This window comes from Rhizobium pisi (assembly GCF_003938655.1).
Taxonomy (GTDB): domain Bacteria; phylum Pseudomonadota; class Alphaproteobacteria; order Rhizobiales; family Rhizobiaceae; genus Rhizobium; species Rhizobium pisi.
This window is the reverse complement of sequence record NZ_RJJT01000015.1, coordinates 121,194-142,410: the sequence shown is the minus strand read 5'-3', so window position 1 is coordinate 142,410 and position 21,217 is coordinate 121,194. Positions and strand designations below refer to the sequence as shown.

General features: G+C 60.9%; 21 protein-coding genes and 1 tRNA gene. 7 read left to right on the top strand and 15 right to left on the bottom strand.

Going from position 1 to position 21,217, the window contains the following annotated elements:
* Window positions 1-25: 25 nt before the first annotated feature.
* Window positions 26-349 (bottom strand): hypothetical protein, encoded by a 324-nt coding sequence (locus tag EFD55_RS33850; protein WP_245438517.1) that lies wholly within the window; start codon window positions 347-349, stop codon window positions 26-28.
* Between the two features lie 243 nt (window positions 350-592).
* Here EFD55_RS33850 and EFD55_RS21605 point away from each other — a divergent pair, with 243 nt between their 5' ends.
* Complete coding sequence (locus EFD55_RS21605; RefSeq protein ID WP_125847183.1) at window positions 593-778, top strand: hypothetical protein; 186 nt, start codon at window positions 593-595, stop codon at window positions 776-778.
* Between the two features lie 36 nt (window positions 779-814).
* Here EFD55_RS21605 and EFD55_RS21600 read toward each other — a convergent pair whose 3' ends face one another.
* Window positions 815-1,705 (bottom strand): helix-turn-helix domain-containing protein, encoded by an 891-nt coding sequence (locus tag EFD55_RS21600; protein WP_125847181.1) that lies wholly within the window; start codon window positions 1,703-1,705, stop codon window positions 815-817.
* Between the two features lie 116 nt (window positions 1,706-1,821).
* Here EFD55_RS21600 and pobA point away from each other — a divergent pair, with 116 nt between their 5' ends.
* The 5 genes from pobA (at window position 1,822) to EFD55_RS33265 (ending at window position 5,802) form a co-directional block, all read left to right on the top strand.
* Window positions 1,822-2,994 carry a 4-hydroxybenzoate 3-monooxygenase gene (gene pobA, locus EFD55_RS21595; protein WP_125847179.1) on the top strand — a complete coding sequence of 391 codons (1,173 nt, stop codon included), beginning with the start codon at window positions 1,822-1,824 and terminating at the stop codon, window positions 2,992-2,994.
* Between the two features lie 123 nt (window positions 2,995-3,117).
* Complete coding sequence (locus EFD55_RS21590; protein WP_125847177.1) at window positions 3,118-3,951, top strand: VCBS domain-containing protein; 834 nt, start codon at window positions 3,118-3,120, stop codon at window positions 3,949-3,951.
* Between the two features lie 207 nt (window positions 3,952-4,158).
* Entirely contained in the window at window positions 4,159-5,148 is a 990-nt protein-coding gene (locus EFD55_RS21585) for a potassium channel beta subunit family protein (protein ID WP_125847175.1), read from the top strand.
* A 120-nt stretch (window positions 5,149-5,268) separates the two neighbouring features.
* Window positions 5,269-5,634 carry a DUF982 domain-containing protein gene (locus tag EFD55_RS21580; RefSeq protein WP_125847173.1) on the top strand — a complete coding sequence of 122 codons (366 nt, stop codon included), beginning with the start codon at window positions 5,269-5,271 and terminating at the stop codon, window positions 5,632-5,634.
* A 30-nt stretch (window positions 5,635-5,664) separates the two neighbouring features.
* A complete protein-coding gene (locus EFD55_RS33265) occupies window positions 5,665-5,802 on the top strand; it encodes a hypothetical protein (protein WP_164737537.1) in 138 nt (45 codons plus the stop codon).
* 66 nt (window positions 5,803-5,868) lie between these two features.
* On the opposite strand, the gene EFD55_RS21575 is transcribed toward EFD55_RS33265, so the two are convergent.
* From EFD55_RS21575 to EFD55_RS21550, 7 genes are all read right to left on the bottom strand, one after another.
* A complete protein-coding gene (locus EFD55_RS21575; protein WP_125847171.1) occupies window positions 5,869-6,144 on the bottom strand; it encodes a hypothetical protein in 276 nt (91 codons plus the stop codon).
* An 87-nt stretch (window positions 6,145-6,231) separates the two neighbouring features.
* Window positions 6,232-6,465 (bottom strand): hypothetical protein, encoded by a 234-nt coding sequence (locus EFD55_RS32965; RefSeq protein WP_131588438.1) that lies wholly within the window; start codon window positions 6,463-6,465, stop codon window positions 6,232-6,234.
* A 100-nt stretch (window positions 6,466-6,565) separates the two neighbouring features.
* Window positions 6,566-6,642 (bottom strand) — tRNA-Met (locus EFD55_RS21570).
* 136 nt (window positions 6,643-6,778) lie between these two features.
* Window positions 6,779-7,978, bottom strand: a complete 1,200-nt coding sequence (gene mnmA, locus EFD55_RS21565) for a tRNA 2-thiouridine(34) synthase MnmA (RefSeq protein WP_125847169.1) — start codon at window positions 7,976-7,978, stop codon at window positions 6,779-6,781.
* Between the two features lie 387 nt (window positions 7,979-8,365).
* Entirely contained in the window at window positions 8,366-8,857 is a 492-nt protein-coding gene (locus EFD55_RS21560; protein ID WP_125847167.1) for an SRPBCC family protein, read from the bottom strand.
* Window positions 8,857-9,219, bottom strand: coding sequence for an ArsR/SmtB family transcription factor (locus EFD55_RS21555; protein WP_125847247.1), 363 nt, complete (start codon window positions 9,217-9,219; stop codon window positions 8,857-8,859). The genes EFD55_RS21560 and EFD55_RS21555 overlap by 1 nt, the downstream gene beginning before the upstream one ends.
* Window positions 9,220-9,355: 136 nt before the next feature.
* Window positions 9,356-11,437, bottom strand: coding sequence for a putative bifunctional diguanylate cyclase/phosphodiesterase (locus EFD55_RS21550; protein ID WP_125847165.1), 2,082 nt, complete (start codon window positions 11,435-11,437; stop codon window positions 9,356-9,358).
* Window positions 11,438-11,644: 207 nt separating this feature from the next.
* Between EFD55_RS21550 and EFD55_RS21545 the strand changes: the two genes are divergently transcribed.
* A complete protein-coding gene (locus EFD55_RS21545; RefSeq protein ID WP_125847163.1) occupies window positions 11,645-11,911 on the top strand; it encodes a hypothetical protein in 267 nt (88 codons plus the stop codon).
* Between the two features lie 78 nt (window positions 11,912-11,989).
* Here the strand turns inward: EFD55_RS21545 and serA are convergent, their stop codons facing one another.
* The 6 genes from serA to tilS all read right to left on the bottom strand — a co-directional run bounded on the left by serA (window position 11,990) and on the right by tilS (window position 21,208).
* Window positions 11,990-13,585 (bottom strand): phosphoglycerate dehydrogenase, encoded by a 1,596-nt coding sequence (gene serA / locus EFD55_RS21540; RefSeq protein WP_125847161.1) that lies wholly within the window; start codon window positions 13,583-13,585, stop codon window positions 11,990-11,992.
* A gap of 81 nt (window positions 13,586-13,666) precedes the next feature.
* Window positions 13,667-14,845, bottom strand: coding sequence for a phosphoserine transaminase (locus EFD55_RS21535; protein WP_125847159.1), 1,179 nt, complete (start codon window positions 14,843-14,845; stop codon window positions 13,667-13,669).
* A 186-nt stretch (window positions 14,846-15,031) separates the two neighbouring features.
* Window positions 15,032-15,868 (bottom strand): outer membrane protein, encoded by an 837-nt coding sequence (locus tag EFD55_RS21525; RefSeq protein ID WP_125847155.1) that lies wholly within the window; start codon window positions 15,866-15,868, stop codon window positions 15,032-15,034.
* 244 nt (window positions 15,869-16,112) lie between these two features.
* Window positions 16,113-17,465: a phosphoglucosamine mutase gene (glmM, locus tag EFD55_RS21520; protein ID WP_125847153.1), complete on the bottom strand. Its 1,353-nt coding sequence runs from the start codon at window positions 17,463-17,465 to the stop codon at window positions 16,113-16,115.
* A 241-nt stretch (window positions 17,466-17,706) separates the two neighbouring features.
* Entirely contained in the window at window positions 17,707-19,638 is a 1,932-nt protein-coding gene (gene ftsH / locus EFD55_RS21515; RefSeq protein WP_125847151.1) for an ATP-dependent zinc metalloprotease FtsH, read from the bottom strand.
* A gap of 97 nt (window positions 19,639-19,735) precedes the next feature.
* Entirely contained in the window at window positions 19,736-21,208 is a 1,473-nt protein-coding gene (gene tilS / locus EFD55_RS21510) for a tRNA lysidine(34) synthetase TilS (protein WP_125847149.1), read from the bottom strand.
* Window positions 21,209-21,217 lie beyond the last annotated feature (9 nt).

Below are 21,217 nucleotides of genomic sequence, written 5' to 3'. Positions count from 1 at the left end.
TGTCGGCTGGGCGGCAGGGTTGCCGCTACTGCCCGCCGCCGGCGCCCGGCGTCTCGACGGCTTTCGGCGGAATCGTCGATCCGGAAGGTTCGGCTGTGGTCGGAGCAACAGGCGTCGTCGATGCGGTCGGAGTGGGATCGGTCGTCGTCTGCCTCGGCCACATGGCGACGCCAGCGCTTGCGATGAGAACGATGACGATGCCGGCACCGATCACATTCCATGCCGAGGAGACCTTCTGCTCGTCCACGATGATCTCTTCATCCTTGTCATCATCAGGCGTGTTCTCCAGCGGCAGGCCAGTCCTTTCATCCACGGGCAGATTATTGTGGTCATCAAGATATCGGCTCATGTGATGCCCTCCCATCCGTGCGGTGCGAACGTAGCACCTGGCAAAATGTTCCATTGGCCGGGTATCGAATGGAATGGGCGCAAAGATCCATGTCTTCATCGATTTCCGCGTGGAGATTATCCGCCGAAGCCATCGGCAAGCAAAGTCTAAAGTTGGTGAAAACCATCGGCGCGCCGTTCCCGGATGGGCGTATCGTCGGCTATGCATCTCGGACAGAGTTCAAGGTCCAACCGAGGAAACGACATGAAGGGCTTCGCAGCCACGCTCACCGCCGCCCGGCTTGAAAAGGCGCTCGCCTTCTACATGACGCCCGACGCCCGGCAAGATGGCGCAGCCGATACCCCCGAGTCAGCAAAACAACGCGACGAATACGAAACCCGGGCTGGCAAACGCAGCCGCAACACGGAAGACGGCGTCGAGGCCTGGTAGGCGGATCGCCACAAGGCGACGGCCCGTGAAGAAAACCTACGCGTCTTCAAGCCGGACCTTCTCCTTCACGCGCCAGACTCGCGGCGTTTCTCCGGTATATTTGAGGAAGAAACGCGAGAAATAGGCGGGATCGGCAAAACCGAGCCGAAATCCGATTTCCTGAACGCTGGCGAGCGTAAAAACGAGCTGACGTTTCGCCTCTTCGATGAGTTTGCCGGCGATCATTTCATGGGGCGTATTGCCGGTCATCGACCGGACGATCCGGGTAAGATGTGTCGGCGAAACCCCAAGTTCCCTGGCATAGAAGGAAGCGGGCTTGTGCGATCGAAAATGCTGCTGGATCAGTTCGCTCAGCATCTCCATTCGCCGCGCGTTCTCGTTTGACGGAAGCTCCTGCGCGTTCCCTTCCCGGGAAATCCTTGCTGTCAGCCGCAGCGCCAGGGAAACATAGGCGGCCAGCACTTCATTGCGGCCGCCGCGGCGGTTTTCGAATTCATCGCCCAACCGTCTCAACGTCTGCATGACATGAGCAGCCTCGGCATTATCAGCATCGAGCGGCGTCAGATGCGGCGTCGCCAGCCATTCGCCGAGATGGCTTCGCTCGCCCGGCGGATGGCTGAGGTGGGACTTCATGATGGTGATGACGAAGCCGTCGATATCGCGGGAAAAGCGAAAGCCGTGATTGAGCCCGGGGGGAACGGTGATGATCGCCGGCGGATAGATGGCATGGCTTTTCTCACCGAAGATCGCATCGCCCGAACCGGCCTCGATGTACAATATCTGAAAGAAACTCTCGTGGCGATGCAGGCGAATTTCCCATTGATGCAGGCTGCTGCGGGAGCGAATTGTTTCGCAATGCAACCAAAAATCCGGCTCTTGCCCGGTATTTTCGCCATAGAGCTCATAGGTCGGTACATGTCTGCTCATGGGGTTCCTCCCGCACGATGTTCGATTAGTGCAATTTTTAGGCGGGAATGTCCATTGTTGCGGCAGGGGCGACGCGGCAGAATCTTGCAAAACGCAAGAACGCAGGGAGGAAGCATTTGCGAACCCAGGTCGCCATCATCGGTTCGGGGCCATCCGGCCTGCTGCTCGGCCAGCTTCTGACCGAAGCCGGCATCGACAATGTCATCCTCGACCGCGTGAACAAAGACTATATCCTCGGCCGGGTCCGCGCCGGCGTCCTGGAGCAAGGCACCGTCGGCTTGCTGGATCAGGCCAAGGCAGGAGCACGCCTGCATGCCGAAGGCCTGCCGCATGACGGTTTCTCACTCGCCTTCGACGGACGCGACCATCGCATTGACTTACACGAATTGACCGGCGGCAGGCGCGTCACCGTCTACGGACAGACTGAGGTGACGCGCGATCTGATGGAGCGGCGCGAAATGAGCGGCGCCCTGTCGATCTATGACGCCGCGGATGTCACACCACATGATTTCGACGGTCGCTCTCCCTTCGTCACCTACGCAAAGGGCGGCATTGTCAATCGCATCGATTGCGACTTCATCGCCGGCTGCGACGGCTTTCATGGAGCAAGCCGCAAGGCCGTCCCCGAGCGGGCAATCAGGATTTTCGAGAAGGTCTATCCTTTCGGCTGGCTGGGCTTGCTGGCCGACGTGGCTCCTGTCAGCCATGAACTGATCTACGCCAACCACCCAAGGGGCTTTGCGCTCTGTTCGATGCGCTCGGCCACGCGCAGCCGGTACTACATACAGTGCCCGCTCGACGAAAAGGTCGAGGACTGGAGCGACGACCGCTTTTGGGACGAGTTGAGGCGCCGCCTGCCGGCACATCACGCAGAGGCGCTAACGACAGCGCCGTCCTTCGAGAAATCGATCGCGCCGCTTCGCTCCTTCGTCGCCGAGCCGATGCGCTTCGGCAGGCTTTTCCTTGTCGGCGACGCCGCCCATATCGTGCCGCCCACCGGCGCCAAGGGGCTGAACCTCGCAGCCAGCGACGTCCACTACCTTTTCTGCGGGCTCCTTGAACATTACCAGGAACGCTCGAATGGCGGCATCGACGCCTATTCGCAAAGGGCGCTCGCCCGCGTGTGGAAAGCCGTACGGTTCTCCTGGTGGATGACGACGATGATGCACCGCTTTCCCGATACCGGCGATTTCGACCAGAAGATCCAGGAAGCGGAACTCGACTTTCTCACGCATTCCCGTGCAGCCTCGACGGCGCTCGCAGAAAACTACGTCGGATTGCCGTTCTGAGACGGAGATCGTTCCCCGACGCGCAATCATAAGCACACGGTGATGGATTATGCGCCCTCATTTTCGTTGCCAGATACCCGATAGGGTTGCATACTCGGACAACACAGCAAACGGGGGATGGAAATGGCAAACCACAAGCCGGTCGCAGGTGACGTATACCAGCCTATTTTCAACATCGACAACCCGATCGACGGCAACATCCTGGACAACACCAGTTCCACGGATACCGACGGAGATCGGGTGCGCCTCAACTTCATCAACGGACAGCGAATTTCGCAACCGGCCGATCCGGATGGACCCGCCACGACGACGACAATCGCGGGAAAATACGGCACGCTGACGGTCTATTCCAACGGCAACTACACCTATGAACTCGATCACTCCAACCCGGTGGTATCAGCGCTTGGCCCCGGAGATCAGCTTACCGATCAGTTCAATTTCAAGATCTCGGACGGCAAAGGCGCGACCGATTTCGGCTTGCTTAATATCGCCGTCGACCTGCCGGAGCGTGGCGACGTCTTCGTCAATTTCGAGGATGTCGGCAAGCACGACTTCCCCACCGGCTACAAGGGTTTCGATTGGGGCGCCTGGCGAGACGGCGACGACGCGACAGTGCAGAAAGAGGCCGATGGCAACCACTTTCTGTCGGGCGGCGTGTTCTGGACACCCATCTACTCGGCGGATGGCGGCCCATTCCAGGTGAAACAATTCGACGTTGCCAACGGCACATCCGACTATGACAACGTCCTGACGATCGAAGGCCGGCTGAACGACAATATCGTATTCTCGACCACCGTGACGATAACCGCTGACAGCATCGACCATCCCCAGCTGATCGATCTCAGCGCCTACGGCCCGATCGACTATCTTCTGCTCGATAGCGAACCGATCGTCACCGAAACGAGCGGTCCCGACTATTTTGGTGCGCAATACGACAATTTTCATTTCCTCGTTTGATCGACGAATGAGGGGCGGCAATCCCTCCGGGACATCGGAGGGAGGAGGCTGGCGCCTTGGCCGCCTCCCGCTGTGCAATGATGATTTGGAAAACATGCAACTGTCGTATCGCAGTGCAGGCCCACCGGCCTGCACTGCGAGAAGGTAATTGTGTTTGCTTCTGCTATGCGTCTATGTTGCCGCATCTTTGTCTCGGAGGACCGCGCCATGGAATATCGTCGTCTTGGAAAATCCGGCCTGCAGGTCAGTGAATTTTCGTTCGGATCATGGGTTACGTTCGGCAGGCAGGTCGATGGCAGCGATGCCGTCAGTCTGATGACCCGCGCCTATGACAGCGGCATCAACTTCTTCGACAATGCCGAAGGCTATGAAAGCGGAAAATCCGAGATCGTCATGGGCCAAGCCCTGAAAACCTTGGGCTGGAGCCGGGACAGCTTCATTGTATCAAGCAAAGTGTTCTGGGGCGGCAGCAAGCCGACGCAGCGCGGGCTGTCGCGCAAGCACGTCACCGACGCCGCGCATGCGGCGCTCAGGCGCCTGCAGGTGGACTATCTCGATCTCTATTTCTGCCACCGTCCCGATATCGATACGCCGATCGAGGAAACGGTTCGTGCCATGCACGACCTCGTTGCCCAGGGTAAAGTCCTCTACTGGGGCACGTCGGAATGGTCGGCACAGCAATTGACGGAAGCCTATGCGGTGGCGCGCGATCTGCGGATCACGCCTCCGACGATGGAGCAGCCGCAGTACAATGTTTTCGAACGCCAGAAGGTCGAGGCCGACTACCTGCCGCTCTACGATCTGATCGGGCTCGGCACCACGATCTGGTCGCCGCTTGCATCGGGCGTCCTGACCGGCAAGTACAACAACGGCGTACCCGACGACAGCCGCATGAACCTGCCGGGTTATGAATGGCTGAAAGAGAAATGGACCAGCGACGCCGGCCGCGCGCAGCTTGCCCAGGTCGCAAAGCTGGCCGATCTCGCCGGGCAGATCGGCATTTCGATTACCCACCTTGCTCTGCTCTGGTGCCTCTCCAACCGCAACGTCTCGACGGTGATCCTTGGAGCCTCGCGGATGAGCCAGCTGGAGGACAATCTTTCTGCGCTTGCCCACAAGGACAAGCTTACCCCCGATGTGCTGGACCGCATCGACGCCATCGTCGGAAACAAGCCGGCCGCTCCACGACGGTTTTGACGAGGCCAGGCGACCGTCGGACGCCGTTTTCGAAGATTCCTTCGAAAGCAAATGGTCACTTCGGAACGAATCGCCTCGACATTTGTTGAGTCGCGGATTTGTGATTCGTGAGGTGCTGTAATGTCCGATTTGACTGACCCGTCACCCATCCCGATCAAAATGATATCCGCTCAAATCCAAGGTGTCGGCAGCTATCGAAGCGCCCGCACCGTCGCTGATCTGGCCGGAATGCTGATATCCGATGACTGGCCCAAGAAAGCCGGGGATCCGATATTCCAACGAGCGTTGGTTGCGTGCCTGACCGCTCTCACAGATCAGTCGGGCGGTAGTCGAGCCCGCAAGGCTTTCATCGCCGCAGCGAGAGCCGCCGGCATTACCCTTCTTCCGGATGATGCGCCGGATCTGATCGACGGCCGCATATCCAAGGCGCCGCGCGGCAAAGGCCGCACCGCCAGCCGCCCGCCAGATCTTCACCATTGGCAATAACGACGGGCGTTTGCAGCGCGAGGCAAGCCCATGAAAATGCTGATGGCAATCATCATCGGAGCAATGATAGCGTCGATCCTCGGCATCCTCGTGATCAAGCCATTCGATCGAGGCAGCGGGAAGAGCGAAACACCGCCGCCAGTTATACAGCAGCCAGAGCCGAAGTGACGACGTCTAAAGCGGAAATAAATGAAAAGGACGCGGATCTGACCGGTCGCGAATGAACAAAATGCCTTACGGCTTAACTGTGGGCCTCGTCGCAAGGCCGAACGACCGCAGATACCGCCACATTCTGTCACCAAATGTCGGCGACATGCCCATGACTTCGCGGCCTGCTGCTGTCAACTCGAAATACAGGCCGACGCTACCAAGTTGCCGCTTTATGAGGCCGCTCTCCTCCCCCCGCGAGATTCCGGGAAATTCTTCGTCGGGATCGCAGTTTTCGAATACAAAAACGGAGCCCTCCTCCTTGATCAGGGAGAGAACGCGGCGGAGCTGTGGGTCTATCATGAGTGATCTCAGGGCGAGGAGCTTGTTCGAAACTACTTACCTGAGATTTTCAACCATGCCTAGAGGATACCATCCACAGTCGTGAGGTTAGACGTTGCCCCAACGTGGCTTGGGGTCGCCCGCCTCGATGAGGCCCGAGCCGTGCACCTTGACGACGATCGGCGCCGCACCCGCGGCGAAGGCTTCCGCCCCGAGCAGGCGCAGGATAAGCGGCATTCTCGGCCCGGCGTTGGACGCTGACATGAAGGTCGGATCGCTCTCAAGATAGAAAAGCTTGGCGACACCATTGGACTTGCTAGGTCCGTTCCGCCAGCTCGTCACAGCGGTAGTTGTCTATCCTACTGAAATCGGTGAGGTTTATGAGGTCGGGATAAAAGGCTACCTGTCTAGCCTGATCGACACCGGATTGTCGGTGATAAGATGGTAGCGGAGGAGGGATTTGAACCCCCGACACAAGGATTATGATTCCTCTGCTCTGACCTACTGAGCTACTCCGCCACTGGTCAAACGATACCTGCTCGCGAAGCGCTGCGGGCTCGTGGGATGAGCGGCTTATAAGGTGCGCTTCGGCTTTGTGTCAAGCGCATGATCGAGAAAAACGGTGGGCTTTGCCGGATGCCGTTTCCCGCCCGCTTCAGGCGGCGACGGGGCCGGCCAGCAGGGCCTTTAGCGAGGCTTCCGCCGAAGGTTCGCGCTCGGAGCGCTCGATGAAGCCGCCGCCGAAGACGCGGGCATCATCGCCGGGGGCGGAATAAAGCGCGCAGGCCTGGCCGGGCGCAATGCCCGCCTCACCGACCGTCAAATCGACATAGGTGCCGGTGGCATCGACATGCAGCACGGCGGGCGCCGGCGCCCGTGTCGAGCGCACCTTGGCGTAGCAGGCGAAGCCTTCGCCGGAAGCGGCTTCCTCGAGCGTCTCGTCGCCCAGCCAATTGACGTCGCGCAGATAGACGCGGTGTGTTTCCAGCGCCTCCTTCGGTCCGACGATGACACGGCGCGAGCGGGCGTCGAGAAAGACGACATAGAGCGGCTCGCCCGTGGCGATGCCGATGCCGCGACGCTGGCCGATCGTGAAGTGCAAGATGCCTTCATGGGTTCCGAGCACACGGCCGTCGAGATGGACGATCTCGCCGGCAAGCGCCGCATTCGGCTTCAGCTTGGTGATGATGTCGGAATATTTGCCCTGCGGCACAAAACAGATGTCCTGGCTGTCGGCCTTCTTGGCGACGACGAGGCCCATCTCTTCGGCGAGCCTGCGGGTCTCGGCCTTCGGCAGGCCGCCCAGGGGAAAGCGAAGATAATCGATCTGTTCCTGCGTCGTCGCGAAGAGGAAATAGCTCTGGTCGCGGTCGGCATCGGCCGGACGAAAAAGCGCGCGGCGGCCGGGATTTTCGGGCGAAGGGTTCGTTCGCGAGCGGATATAGTGGCCGGTCGCCAGCGCATCGGCGCCAAGCTCCTTGGCGGTCGCCAGGAGATCGGCAAACTTGACGGTCTGGTTGCAGGATACGCAGGGGATCGGCGTTTCGCCCGCCACATAACTCTCGGCGAAAGGATTGATCACCGTTTCGCGAAAGCGCTTCTCGTAGTCGAGCACGTAATGCGGGATGCCGAGGGTTTCGCAGACGCGGCGCGCATCGTCGATATCCTGGCCGGCGCAGCAGGAGCCGGCGCGGTGAACGGCCGCGCCGTGATCGTAAAGCTGCAGCGTGATGCCGAGCACATCGTAACCTTGCTGTTTGAGAAGGCCGGCGACAACGGATGAATCGACGCCGCCCGACATGGCGACGACGACACGGGTCTCTTCCGGCTTCTTGTCAAAATCCAGTGTGTTCAACGATGGTGCCAATTCTACGTGGGTCACGATCCGCCATTGCACTGCAATTGTGGCGGATTGCCGATATCAGGCGGGATCGGCCGCCTCGATGAGCGACCGATATAGAAAGGATTGCCCTTGGGCGCAAGAGGGGGCCTCTGACACCCGGATTGTTTCATGTGCCGCGAAAGGAAGGCACGGCCGAAGCCGCGCCTCGAGCGGGGGTGCGGCTCAGGTGCCGATCAGCTTGTTGCAGGCGAATGCGATGCCCGGATTGGCGATAATGACGGTCAAAATCGCCAGCCCGATTATCGAGAATGAATAGCGTTTCATAGACATCCTCCTTCCAGCCCGAGGGAAGTATGAGGGCTCGGCCGCCATTCTCAAAATGACGAATGCTTGATGGTATCACGCAGCCACAGCAAGCTCCCTTGCCAAGGCCTCCATCAGTTCGCGGCAGCCGATTTCGCGGTTGGCGCCCGCTGAGGCATCGTCGAAATAGACGCCCTGCTCTGTATAGGTCAGGACGGTGCCCTTGCCGGAGGGACTGAATTCGATGGTCGCCAGAGAGACCGAGATCGGTGCCCCAGCCACCGCCATCCGGTAGGTGATGACGATGCGCTCGTTCGTCACGATGTTCTGATACTGCGTGTCGTTGGTGATCTCAGGCCCGTCGCCGAAGCGGAAGCGCGAAAACTCCGAGCCGCCGACGCTGAAATCCGAGGTGAATTCCAGCACCACCCACCCTTCGCCCTCGGCGAACCAGCGCCGCTTGCTGTCAAGATTGGAAAAGGCGAAGAAGACGCGCTCGGGTGGAACAGGATAGGCGCGCTCGACGGCGAAGGTGGCGTGGGAAACGGCCGGCTGGGTGGCCGCTGACTTCGTGGACTGTTCGTTCATCACTCTTTCTCCTCTTGCTGTTTATCGATCTGGTTATTGACGTCCGGCTGCGAAAGCATCTCGCCCAAGCGATCGAACCGCCGCTCCATCAGGCTTCTGCGTTCGGCTACCCAACCGGCGATCCGGTCGAGACCTGATGGTTCGATGCGGCAGGTGCGCACCCGTCCGATCTTTTCGCTGCGGATGAGGCCGCTTTCCTCCAGCACCTGCAAATGCTGGACGATTGCCGCAAGCGACATATCGAAGGGGCGCGCCAGCTCGCTGACACTGGCCGGGCCGCGGCTCAACCGCTCCACGATTTGCCGCCGCGTCGGCTCGACCAGGGCCTTCAGAATATCGTCGATGTCTGAATAGTTAAGCATGGACTTGAGTATTGCCTCACGACGCTCGATTGTCAAGCCGCCACTTAACTATTTATGCAGACGCTGGCCCACGCCCTTTCGAGCGCGACCAGGGTGCAATGTCGCGGTGTCACAGGCGCCTACTCGGAAATGTCACTTATTGTGACGAGGCGGCCTTCAGGGCACTGCCATAAATCAGCGCCTCCGCCTCATGCCGCGGCATCGGCCTGCCGAGCAGATAACCCTGCACTTCGCGGAAACCTTCGGCGCGCAGCTTCTGCAACTGCTCTTCCGTCTCGATCCCCTCGGCCAGCGTCGTCGCGTTGAAACCGGAGCCGATACCGACGACGGCGCGCACGATGGCAAGATTGCCGGCATCCGTCTCGATGCCCGAAACGAAGCTGCGGTCGAGCTTGATCTTGTCGAAGGGGAACGACCTGAGATAGCTCAACGAAGAATAACCCGTGCCGAAATCGTCGATGGCGATGCGGATGCCGAGCTCCTTCAGCGCACGCAGCAGCGGCAGGCTTTGATCGGCATCGGTCAGGAACACGGACTCGGTGATTTCGATTTCAAGCCGGTCGGCATTGAGGCCCGTCTGGTCGAGGGCCGCGACCACTGTTGAAAGCAGGCTCGCGTGCCTGAACTGGCTGACGGAGAGATTGACGGCGATCCTCAAGTGCTCAGGCCAGCCCGCGGCTGCGCGGCAGGCTTCCCGGATCACCCAGTCGCCGATCGGCACGATGAGGCCGGTTTCCTCGGCAAGCGGGATGAACTCCATCGGTGCGACGAGGCCGCGCTTGGGATGGCGCCAGCGGATCAGCGCTTCGAAGCCGGCGATGCCGTCATCGTCGAGCTGCACGATCGGCTGGTAATGCAGTTCGAACTGGCGCTTCTCCAGCGCCTCCCACAGCTCGGCGGTCATCACGTGGCGGCGCTCGGCGGCAAGCCGCATCTCCGCCTCATAGAAACGATAGGTCGAGCGCCCGCTCTCCTTGGCGGCATAGAGTGCCAGATCCGCGTGCCGCATCAACACATCGGCGTCGACGGCATGGTCCGGCGCCAATGCGATGCCGATGCTGCAGGTGACATGCTCCCGGGTACCGTCGAGATCGAAGGCACGGCCAAGCGCCTGCAACAGCCGCTCAGCGAAGCGCCCGCACCGTTCCGGCTCGTCGAGCTGCAATACGACAGCGAATTCGTCGCCACCGAGACGGGCGACGAGATCGCCCTCCTCCGCCAACCGCATCAGACGCTGCGACACCTGGCAAAGCAGCGCGTCCCCGGCGGCATGCCCCTTGCTATCGTTGATGTGCTTGAAATGATCGACGTCGATATAGAGCAGCGCGATCGGGCTCTCTGCGGTTGCTTCGGCGATGCGTGCAGCAATATGCCTGGAAAAGGCCGCCCGGTTCGGCAGGCCCGTGAGGGAATCGTGCATGGCGAGATGGGCAAGCTTTGCCTCGACCGCACGCTCTTCAGTCACGTCCTGCGAAATGCCGAGCAGATAGCGCGGCGCATGACCTTCCGGCGCCGGCAGGGCGCGCTTGACGGTGCGCAGGATACGCTGCGCGCCATCCGGGCGCAGCATCGTCTCTTCGAAGCTGATCGCAGCATCCGCCTCGAAGGCCTGGCGATCCTGGTCGCGGAAGGCATCCGTCTGGCCGCCGGCAAACAGCGCCCGGTCGGTTCGACCAACGATGTCCCGAGCCTTCATGCCCACGATATCGCCGCAGGCCTCGTTGAAGAGGATGTAGAGCCCGTCCGCTTCCATGTCTTTGACGAAGACGCCGACCGGCAGATTGTCAACGATACTGTCGAGAAGCGAGCGCGTATCGCTGATCTGACGCTTGATGGCATTAACCTCGCTGCGGTCCTGCACGATCGCCAGGATCGCGGCCTGACCCTCGAAGCGCACCTCGCGGCCATAGGTCAGGACTTCGAAGGTCTCGCCGCTCGCCTTGACATGAATCCAGCGCTCCGCCTTTTCCATGTCGGTGCGGCCATTGACGGCATCGACCATTCGCTTGCGCTCGTGCTCGGGACGAATGTCCAGGACCGTCATGTCAGGGTATTCGTCTGCGCCGTAGCCGTAAAGTGCTGCCGCCGCCTCGTTGACGATGAGAAAACGCAGCGTTACCGGATCATAGACCCACATCGGCGATGGATGCATCGCAAACAATGTCCGGAAGTCGTCGTTCGGTGCCTCGGCCTGCTCGGTCTTCGTCAAGGGTGCCATGGAGTTCGCGCGGGTTGATGCAGATCTCAGCCGTATATCGATAGAAGTTAAATAAAATCAGAATCATACATGGCTTGAACTTGGGCTCGCTCGATAGAATGAGCAAAGACGGACTTTCTGAAAAATAATCTGACCGCCATGGAACAATTCCGCCTATCACGCGTTGCAGGCCATCGATGTCGCAATCGAATTGCTGAGGAGGGTTTCATGGGCAGGTTCAGCACGACGACCGATTACAACAAGATCAGACATTGGATCGAGCAACGCGGCGGCCATCCCGCCCGTGTCGAGAACGCAAAAGATAGCGAAACCGTCCGTGTCGATTTTTCCTCGGAACCGCAGGACGAGATCTCCTGGGACGAATTCTTCCGCGGCCTCGACGACAGCAGGCTCGCCTTCCTTCATCGCACGAAGGCTGAAGACGATGTCGCCCGCTTCGGCAAGATGGTCCGCCGCAAACGCCGACACCACTGAAAATCACCATCCCTGACGCAGAAAACCCGGCGCGATTTCCCGCGCCGGGTTTTCTCTTTTTGCTTGGGAGGAGCAAAGTCAGTCGATGTTGAAGGTCAGCAGCTTTGCCTGGCGGATCGCCTGGTGCGCCGTCAGCTGTGCGAGCACGGCATCTTCCACCTCGCCGTCGACATAGAGCAGCGCGATGGCGTCGCCACCCTGCTTGTCGCGGCCGAGCTGGAAGTTGGCGATGTTGACGCCGGCGGCACCGAGCGTCGTGCCGATGAAACCGATCATGCCGGGAACGTCGGTATTAGTGATGTAGATCATGTGCGAGCCGACATCCGCATCGAGGTTGATGCCCTTGATCTGGATGAAGCGCGGCTTGCCGTCCGAAAACACCGTGCCGGCGACCGAGCGCGTCATGCTTTCGGTCGTCACCGTCAGTTTGATATAGCCGTCGAAGACGCCTGTCTTGTCACGCTTGACCTCGGAAAGCACGACGCCCTTTTCCTTGACCATGATCGGCGCCGAAACCATGTTGACGTCGGCGACCTGCGGGCGGATGAGGCCGGCGAGAACCGCGCTCGTCAGCGCCCGTGTGTTCATGCCGGCGGTGACGCCGTCATAGAGGATCTCGATTTCCTTGATCGGCTCCTCGGTGACCTGCCCGACGAAGGCGCCGAGAACATCGGCGAGACGGATGAAGGGCTTCAGGATCGGCGCTTCTTCAGCGGTGATCGACGGCATGTTGATGGCATTGGAGACGGCACCCTTGACGAGGTAGTCCGACATTTGTTCGGCGACCTGCAGTGCGACGTTTTCCTGGGCTTCCGTCGTCGAAGCGCCGAGATGCGGCGTGCAGACGACGTTCGGCAGGCCGAAAAGCGGGCTTTCCTTGGCAGGCTCGACCTCGAACACGTCGAAGGCGGCACCGGCGACGTGGCCGGACTTGATGGCTTCGGCAAGGGCTGCCTCATCGACCAGGCCGCCACGGGCGCAGTTGATGATGCGCACGCCGGGCTTGGTCTTTGCCAGCGCTTCCTTGTTGAGGATGCCGCGCGTCTTGTCGGTCATCGGTACGTGCAGCGTGATGAAATCGGCCTTCGCGAAAAGCTCGTCGAGCTCGACCTTAGTGACGCCCATCTCCTCGGCGCGCTCCTTGGAGAGGAATGGATCATAGGCGAGGACGTGCATCTTGAGGCCAATGGCGCGGGCGCAGACGATCGAGCCGATATTGCCGGCGCCGATGACGCCGAGCGTCTTGCCGGTGATCTCGACACCCATGAATTTCGACTTCTCCCACTTGCCGGCCTGCGTCGAGGTATCGGCTGCCGGAAGCTGGCGGGCGACGGCGAACATCAGCGCGATCGCATGCTCGGCCGTGGTGATCGAGTTGCCGAAGGGCGTGTTCATGACGATGATGCCGCGGCGCGAGGCGGCCGGGATATCGACATTGTCGACGCCGATGCCGGCGCGGCCGACGACCTTGAGGTTCTTCGCCCCTTCGATGATCTTTTCCGTCACCTTGGTGGCGGAGCGGATGGCGAGACCATCATACTTACCGATGACTTCGAGCAGACGGTCCTTGTCCTTGCCGAGCTGCGGTTCGAAATCGACTTCGACGCCGCGGTCGCGGAAGATCTGGACGGCGGTTTCCGACAATTCGTCGGATACGAGAACGCGAGGTGCCATTGTGGCCTCCTTCAAAAGTGTTCAGCGATGAATGAATGGGGATGCTGGGCTCCGCCAGTGGCGGAGCCGGATGCGATCACATCAGGCTGCGGCCTGAGAAAGCTGGGCTTTCTGCGTTTCGAAGGCCCAGGAAAGCCAAGGCATCAGCTTCTGCATGTCTGATGCTTCGATCGTGGCACCCGCCCAGATACGCAGGCCGGACGGTGCGTCGCGGTAGTGGCCGACATCGAAGGCAACGCCTTCCTTTTCAAGGAGGCCGACGAGACCCTTGGCGAAATTCGCCTGGCCGTCGTCATCGAGGGCCGTGATGTCCTTGTCGACGATCTTCAGGCAGACGGAGGTATTGGAGGCCGTTTCCGCCTTGACGGCGAGATTGGCGATCCAGTCGTTTGCCGCGACGAAATCGTGAATGACCTTGGCATTGGCGTCGGCGCGCGCAATCAGCGCCTTGAGGCCGCCGAGGCCCTTGGCCCAGACCAGCGCGTCGATATAGTCCTCGACGCAAAGCATCGACGGCGTGTTGATCGTCTCGCCCTGGAAGATGCCTTCCGTCAGCTTGCCGCCCGAAGTCATGCGGAAGATCTTCGGCAGCGGCCAGGCCGGCGTATAAGTGACCAGACGCTCGACGGCGCGCGGCGAAAGAATGATGACGCCATGCGCGCCCTCGCCGCCCAGAACCTTCTGCCAGGAGAAGGTGACGACGTCGAGCTTGGCGAAATCGAGTTCCTGCGCAAAGGCGGCCGAAGTCGCGTCGCAGATCGTCAGGCCCTTGCGGTCGGCCGGGATGAAATCGGCGTTCGGCACGCGCACGCCCGAGGTGGTGCCGTTCCAGGTGAAGACGACATCGCGGTCGAAATCCACGGTCGAGAGGTCGGGGAGTTCGCCGTAGCCGGCTTCAAGCCTGCGCACGTCCTTGAGCTTCAGCTGCTTGACGACATCGGTGACCCAGCCGGCGCCGAAGCTTTCCCAGGCGAGCATGTCGACGCCGCGTTCGCCGAGCAGCGACCAGAGCGCCATTTCGACGGCGCCGGTGTCGGACGCCGGAACGATGCCGATGCGGTAATCCGCCGGCACCTGAAGAATTTCACGGGTAAGGTCAATGGCCTGCTTGAGCTTGGCCTTGCCGACCTTCGCGCGGTGTGAACGGCCGAGAGCCGCGCCGGAAAGGGCGTCGAGCGACCAACCGGGGCGCTTCGAGCAGGGGCCAGAAGAAAAATGAGTATTTTGCGGACGGATGTCCGGCTTTGCGGTCTTCGCCATGATGCTATCCTCTCAGATAGAAAGCCCTTCGTTGGGGAAGGGTGTCCCGCCGCCGTGTTTATGGATCGGACGCTTCATAGTCAACATCGAAGTGTCGCAAGCGGAAGATATTTTGACGCAGGCGAGGTGGCCGAAACGAAAAAAGCCGCCCTGGGTCGGGCGGCTTTCTGATTGCAAGAGATTGAATTACTTGTAGACCGGCTGCTGCAGCGGGATTGCCGGCGGCTCGTAGGCGACCGGCTGGGCACAACCACCGAAGAGGTAGCGCGCGCCGATGCGGGCTTCGTGGGCGCTGAGACCCTTGTCGCGGCCGGGGCCGCCATTTTCGGCGTAGCCGAACATGTTGCCGCCGTCGATATGCAGGTAGCGATAGCCGACATCGGCCTTGATGTTGCAGGTCACGTCGATCGAGGCGCCGGCCATGAGGGCGTAGGTAAAGCGCCAGTTGCCCTTGCCGCCATGGGTGACCTCGTCGTCGCAGAAGCTGCCGTCATCGGCGCAGGCGACGTTCTTCAGGTTCTTCCACTTTACGTAGGAACCACCGATACCGGCGCCGACATAAGGCGTGACGTAGCCATAAGTGCCGAGATCGACATAGGCGTTGGCAAGCAGCGTGTAGGCGGTGAGCGAGGAGGAGTCACGCGAGGTGCAATCCACCAGCGGGAAGCCGCACTGGCCAACCGTGGAGCCATGGAAATCCGCCTGTGTGAGATAGTCGAAGGTCAGATCGGTGCGCAGGTAGCTGTTGATCTGGTAACCAACACCGCCGCCGACGGTCCAAGCGTCATCGAGGTCCGAGCGGTCGAAATCGACTTCCGTGGCGTTGCTGCCCTGGAAATAGCGGGCGCCGCGCAGATCGGTGAAGGCATAGCCGACATCGCCGCGCAGGTACCAGCCGGTTGCTTCAGTGACCGTCACCTCAGGCGGCTGTTCCGGGATCGGCTCGGCAGGAGCGAGGTCCGCGGAATAGGCGTTTGTCGCGATCAACAATGCGGCGAAGATGCCGGACAAGCTTCTTTTCATGGATCCCACTCCAAAATCCCGTTGCGTCGGCAGGTTCAGTCGCTGCCAATCTGGTACGCTTTGGATGGATAATGGATTGGAAACGTTAAAACCTGCTTAACCACGATTATTTACCTTGACGCCTAGGCATCTCAGCGGCCTGCAACAAAGGCTCTGAGCCCGGCAGAAGATCGCGGCGGCCAGCAGGCGCAATAAAAAAGCCGGCGCTTGCGCACCGGCTTTCGATAATCTGCCATCACAGGGATCAGGCGGCGGTGCGGACGTTCGAGATCGTGCCGATCAGCTCGTTGACGATGCGCTCGATCTGGGAGCGGTCGTCGCCTTCGGCCATGACGCGGATCAGCGGCTCGGTGCCCGATGGTCGAATGACGAGGCGGCCGTTCCTGGCGAGTTCGGCTTCGGCATCGGCGATCGCCTTCTGCACCTGGATATCCTCCAGCGGCTTGCCGCCGCTAATGCGGACATTGCGCAGGAGCTGCGGCACCGGCTCGAAACGGCGGCAGACCTCACTGACGGTGCGGCCAGTGCGCTTGACCGCGGCAAGGATCTGCAGCGCTGCAACGAGCCCGTCGCCGGTCGTGCCGTAATCCGAGAGCACGATATGGCCGGACTGTTCACCGCCGACATTGTAATTGTGCTGGCGCATATGCTCGACGACGTAACGGTCGCCGACTTTCGTGCGGGCAAGTCCCATGCCGCGCCCTTCGAGGAAACGCTCCAGACCGAGATTGGACATCACGGTCGCGACGATCCCGTTGCCCCGCAGCTGCTGGCTTTCGGCCCAGCTCTCGGCAATGACGGCCATCAGCTGGTCGCCGTCGACGATCGAACCGTTCTCGTCGACGATGATGACGCGGTCTGCGTCGCCGTCGAGGGCGATGCCGATATCGGCGCGCACTTCGTCGACCTTCTTCTGCAGCGCGACGGGGCTGGTGGAGCCGCAATTGAGATTGATGTTGGTGCCGTTCGGCTCGTTGCCGATGGTGACGACGTCAGCACCGAGCTCCCAGAGCACGGCAGGCGCCACCTTGTAGGCAGCGCCATTGGCGCAGTCGATCGCAATCCTCAGACCCTGCAATGTCACGTCGCGCGGCAGCGTGCGCTTGGCATGTTCGATATAACGGTCATGCACGCCATCGACGCGCTTGGCGCGGCCGATATCGTCGGATTTGGCGAGCTGTTGGTTCAGGTCTTTTTCGAGCAGGTCCTCGATCTCGGCCTCGATGTCGTCGGAAAGCTTGTAACCGTCGGGGCCGAAGAGCTTGATGCCGTTATCCTCGTAAGGATTGTGCGAAGCGGAGATCATCACGCCGATATCGCAGCGCAGTGAGCGCGTCAGCATGGCGACGGCAGGCGTCGGGATCGGGCCGAGAATGAAGGCATCGAGGCCGGCGGCCGTGAAGCCCGCGACCATGGCATTCTCCAGCATATAGCCGGAAAGACGGGTATCCTTGCCGATGACGACGCGGTGGCGGTGGTTGCCGCGGCGGAAAATCGTGCCGGCGGCAATGCCGACCCGCATGGCGAGATCCGGCGTCATCGGGAAGACGTTGGATTGGCCGCGAATGCCGTCGGTCCCGAAATAGCGTCTTTTCATCTGCACTCCTGCGCTTTTCGCGCGCCATTCAAGGCCGCGCATCGTTCCAAGCGATCTGGCTTCCATGGAATGTCGCCAATCCAGAAGCGTGATTCATGCTTGCCTCAATTCAGCGGAATGCCACAAAATGCGGCGATCGGCACGTAAATTAGCAAGAAAAATGATTATATCCCGTTACCAATGAAAAAGGCCGGATCTCCCGCTTTGGAAATCCGGCCTTGTTCGAGTTGGTTGGCGCCGTTCAATGCGGCTGTGGTTCGAGGCCGCCTTCGGGCTCGTCGCCCTTGGTGGCGGGCCGTGCGCCGGCCTTCGGAACGGCCGAACCGCGACTTGGCGGCGAATCATCGCCGAGATCGCGAGACGGCTTCTCGCCGCGGATCAGCGCCTTGATCTCTTCGCCGGTCAGGGTCTCGTATTCAAGCAGACCTTCGGCAAGGGCGACGAATTCGTCGTGCTTTTCCGTCAGGATCGTGCGGGCCTGCGTATAGGCTTCGTCGATCAGGCGGCGCACTTCGTTGTCGATCTTCTGCGCGGTCGCTTCCGAAACGTTCTTCGATTGCGACACCGAGTGGCCGAGGAAGACTTCCTGCTGGTTCTCGCCATAGGCGACCTGACCGAGCTGATCGGAGAAGCCCCACTGCGTGACCATGGCACGGGCAAGCTTGGTGGCCTGCTCGATGTCGGAGGAAGCGCCCGAGGTGATGTTCTCCTTGCCGAAGGTGAGTTCTTCGGCAACACGGCCGCCCATCATGATGCAGAGGCGCGAAACCATCCACTTGTAGCTCATCGAGTAGCGGTCGCCCTCGGGAAGCTGCATGACCATGCCGAGTGCACGGCCGCGCGGAATGATCGTCGCCTTGTGCAGCGGATCGGCAACGGCGACGTTGAGCGCGGTAATTGCATGACCGGCTTCATGGTAGGCGGTGAGCTTCTTTTCCGCCTCGGTCATGGCCGAGGAACGACGCTCGGCGCCCATCATGATCTTGTCCTTGGCGTCCTCGAATTCCTGCATGGTGACGACGCGCTTGTTGCGGCGGGCGGCCATGAGGGCAGCTTCGTTGACGAGGTTCATCAGGTCAGCGCCGGAGAAACCGGGCGTGCCACGGGCGAGAACCTTGAGATCGACATTCGGCGCCAGCGGAACGTTGCGGGCATGCACCTTGAGGATACGCTCGCGGCCGACGATGTCGGGGTTCGGCACCACGACCTGGCGGTCGAAACGGCCGGGACGCAGCAGCGCAGGGTCGAGAACGTCGGGACGGTTGGTGGCGGCGATCAGGATCACGCCCTCATTGGCTTCGAAGCCGTCCATCTCGACCAGCAACTGGTTCAGCGTCTGCTCGCGTTCGTCGTTGCCGCCGCCGAGACCGGCGCCGCGATGGCGACCGACGGCGTCGATTTCGTCGATAAAGATGATGCAAGGCGCATTCTTCTTCGCTTGCTCGAACATGTCGCGCACGCGGCTTGCGCCGACGCCGACGAACATTTCGACGAAGTCGGAGCCCGAAATGGTGAAGAAGGGAACGTTGGCCTCACCGGCAACCGAGCGGGCAAGCAGCGTCTTGCCGGTGCCCGGAGGACCGACGAGCAGCACGCCGCGCGGAATCTTGCCGCCGAGACGCTGGAACTTCTGCGGGTCACGCAGAAATTCGACGATTTCCTCGAGATCCTGCTTGGCCTCGTCGACGCCGGCGACATCATCAAAGGTCACGCGGCCATGCGCTTCGGTGAGCAGCTTGGCCTTGGATTTGCCGAAGCCCATCGCGCCACGCGAGCCACCCTGCATCTGCCGCATGAAGAACAGCCAGACGCCGAGAATCAGAAGCATCGGCAACAGCGTGCCGAGATAGCTCAAAAACCCCGAAGACCCGTCTGTTTCAGGACGGGCGGAAACCAGGACATTCTTCTGCTGCAGGCGATCGAGCAGGCTGTCGTCGATGACAGGCGAATAGGTCTGGAAGGTGGTGCCATTTTCAACATAGCTTCCGGAGACACGGTTGCCCGTGACCACGACTTCCTTCACACGGCCCGCATCCACCTCACGCAGAAACTGCGAATAAGGGATTTCACGGGAGCCTGTCTGCGCCGGCGCCGTCTGGAACATACTGAAAAGGGCGATCAGCAGAAGCGCTATGATCGCCCACAAGGCGAAATTACGTAAGTTAGGGTTCATCGAACTCCCCAGCACTGGAACAGCCGCCTCATGGCGACCGTCTTATTCTTCTCTAACATAGGGTTGCGCCGCGCTGTTGCCAAGGCGATCCCCCAGGTCAGATGGTTTTTCCGTCAATACTTCTTAAAGGCAGCCCCGCATAGGGCGCCGTTGCGAAAACAGCCGAAAGCCTGTTGGCAAAGATGAAATCAAATCGTGTCAAAAAGCGGTCGAAGGGCGCGAAATAGGGCGTCAGCTCGACCATCCGGACAGATTCCTCGGATAAAGGGGCTCCTCCGGCGAATAAAGCCGGCGCCGAAGCGATGGCGCGCTTCCATGCTGCCTTGGGAAGGCCCCCGCCTACTCCCTCATTCCTGTGCTCGTCACAGGAATCCAGTGCGCCCAAGTCCTTGGGCGCGGGAGACGCATCACGCATCGTTGAATCAATCACCGCGCCGACGCGCGGTGGCTGGATTCCTGTGACAAGCACAGGAATGAGGGAGGAACGAGGTTGCGCCGTCATGCCCGCCGCCTCTATCTTCACGTCGAATGGCAGGTCGTTCGCAACCTCGAACCTGCCATCCCAAACCCCAGCCTCTCCTGGCTGCAATACCAGAGGCAATATCCCCCGGCTTTCCCGCACCAGGTAAAGCCCATCACGCCGCAGATCGAACACCACCCCCCCCGCGGTCATTCGCCCGGGTTCACCGCCGGCGGCGAAAGCAAGAACGCGCTCCATCTGCGCCCTCCCCGGCGCAAACGGCTGCCCGCCGAAGACAGCCGCCAGACGGCCGAGTGCATAATCGACGAGTGCGCGATCCTCACTCAGGCCTTCAGGCATCACGTGCCCAAGCAGGCCGCCGTGAAGCCGGAAATGCCGATCCAGCCATTCGCCCCCCCGGGACGAAAGAGCCAGCCGCTCTTCCCAGGTCGGGCGAACATCCATCCCTGCCGCAAGGTCGGCGGAAAGCTGTCGGCGCATGCGCACGCGCTCGTACTTCGCATCCTCGTTGCTCGGGTCGTCGATCCACGGTACGCCGCGCTCTTCCAGGAAGGTGCGGATATCTGCTCGGGTAGAAAACAGAAGCGGTCGCAATATCCAGACGCGGCGATCGAAGTGGACCGCATCGGCAATACCTGATGAAACCTGCTCCGTTCGCATCCCGCGCATCCGCAGTGTTTCATGCTGGTCGTCGAAGGTATGGCCGGTGACGATGAGATTGGCGCCGAGCGCTTCCGCTGCCTCGGCCAAAAGGCTGTAGCGGGCCTCCCGGGCGGCCGCCATGATGCCGGTTTTCGGCTTGTCGCCCTGCCAGATCGCGACAGTATGGGGGATGCCGAGCGATGCGCAGAGGGCAGCGACCTCACGCGCCTCGTCTGCGGAGCCGGCGCGCAGCGCGTGGTCGACGGTTGCGGCGCAAAGGGAAATCTTGAGGTGGGGTGCGGCCTTCACGGCTTCGTCGAGGAGAAGAAGCAGGCCGATGGAATCGCTGCCGCCCGATACCGCGACGAGAATGCGCGCTGGGCATTGGAGCGAGAGGAGAAACTGGCGAATCGCCAGTCGAGGCGATGACGTGCCTTCGGCGGACATGCCGGCAGG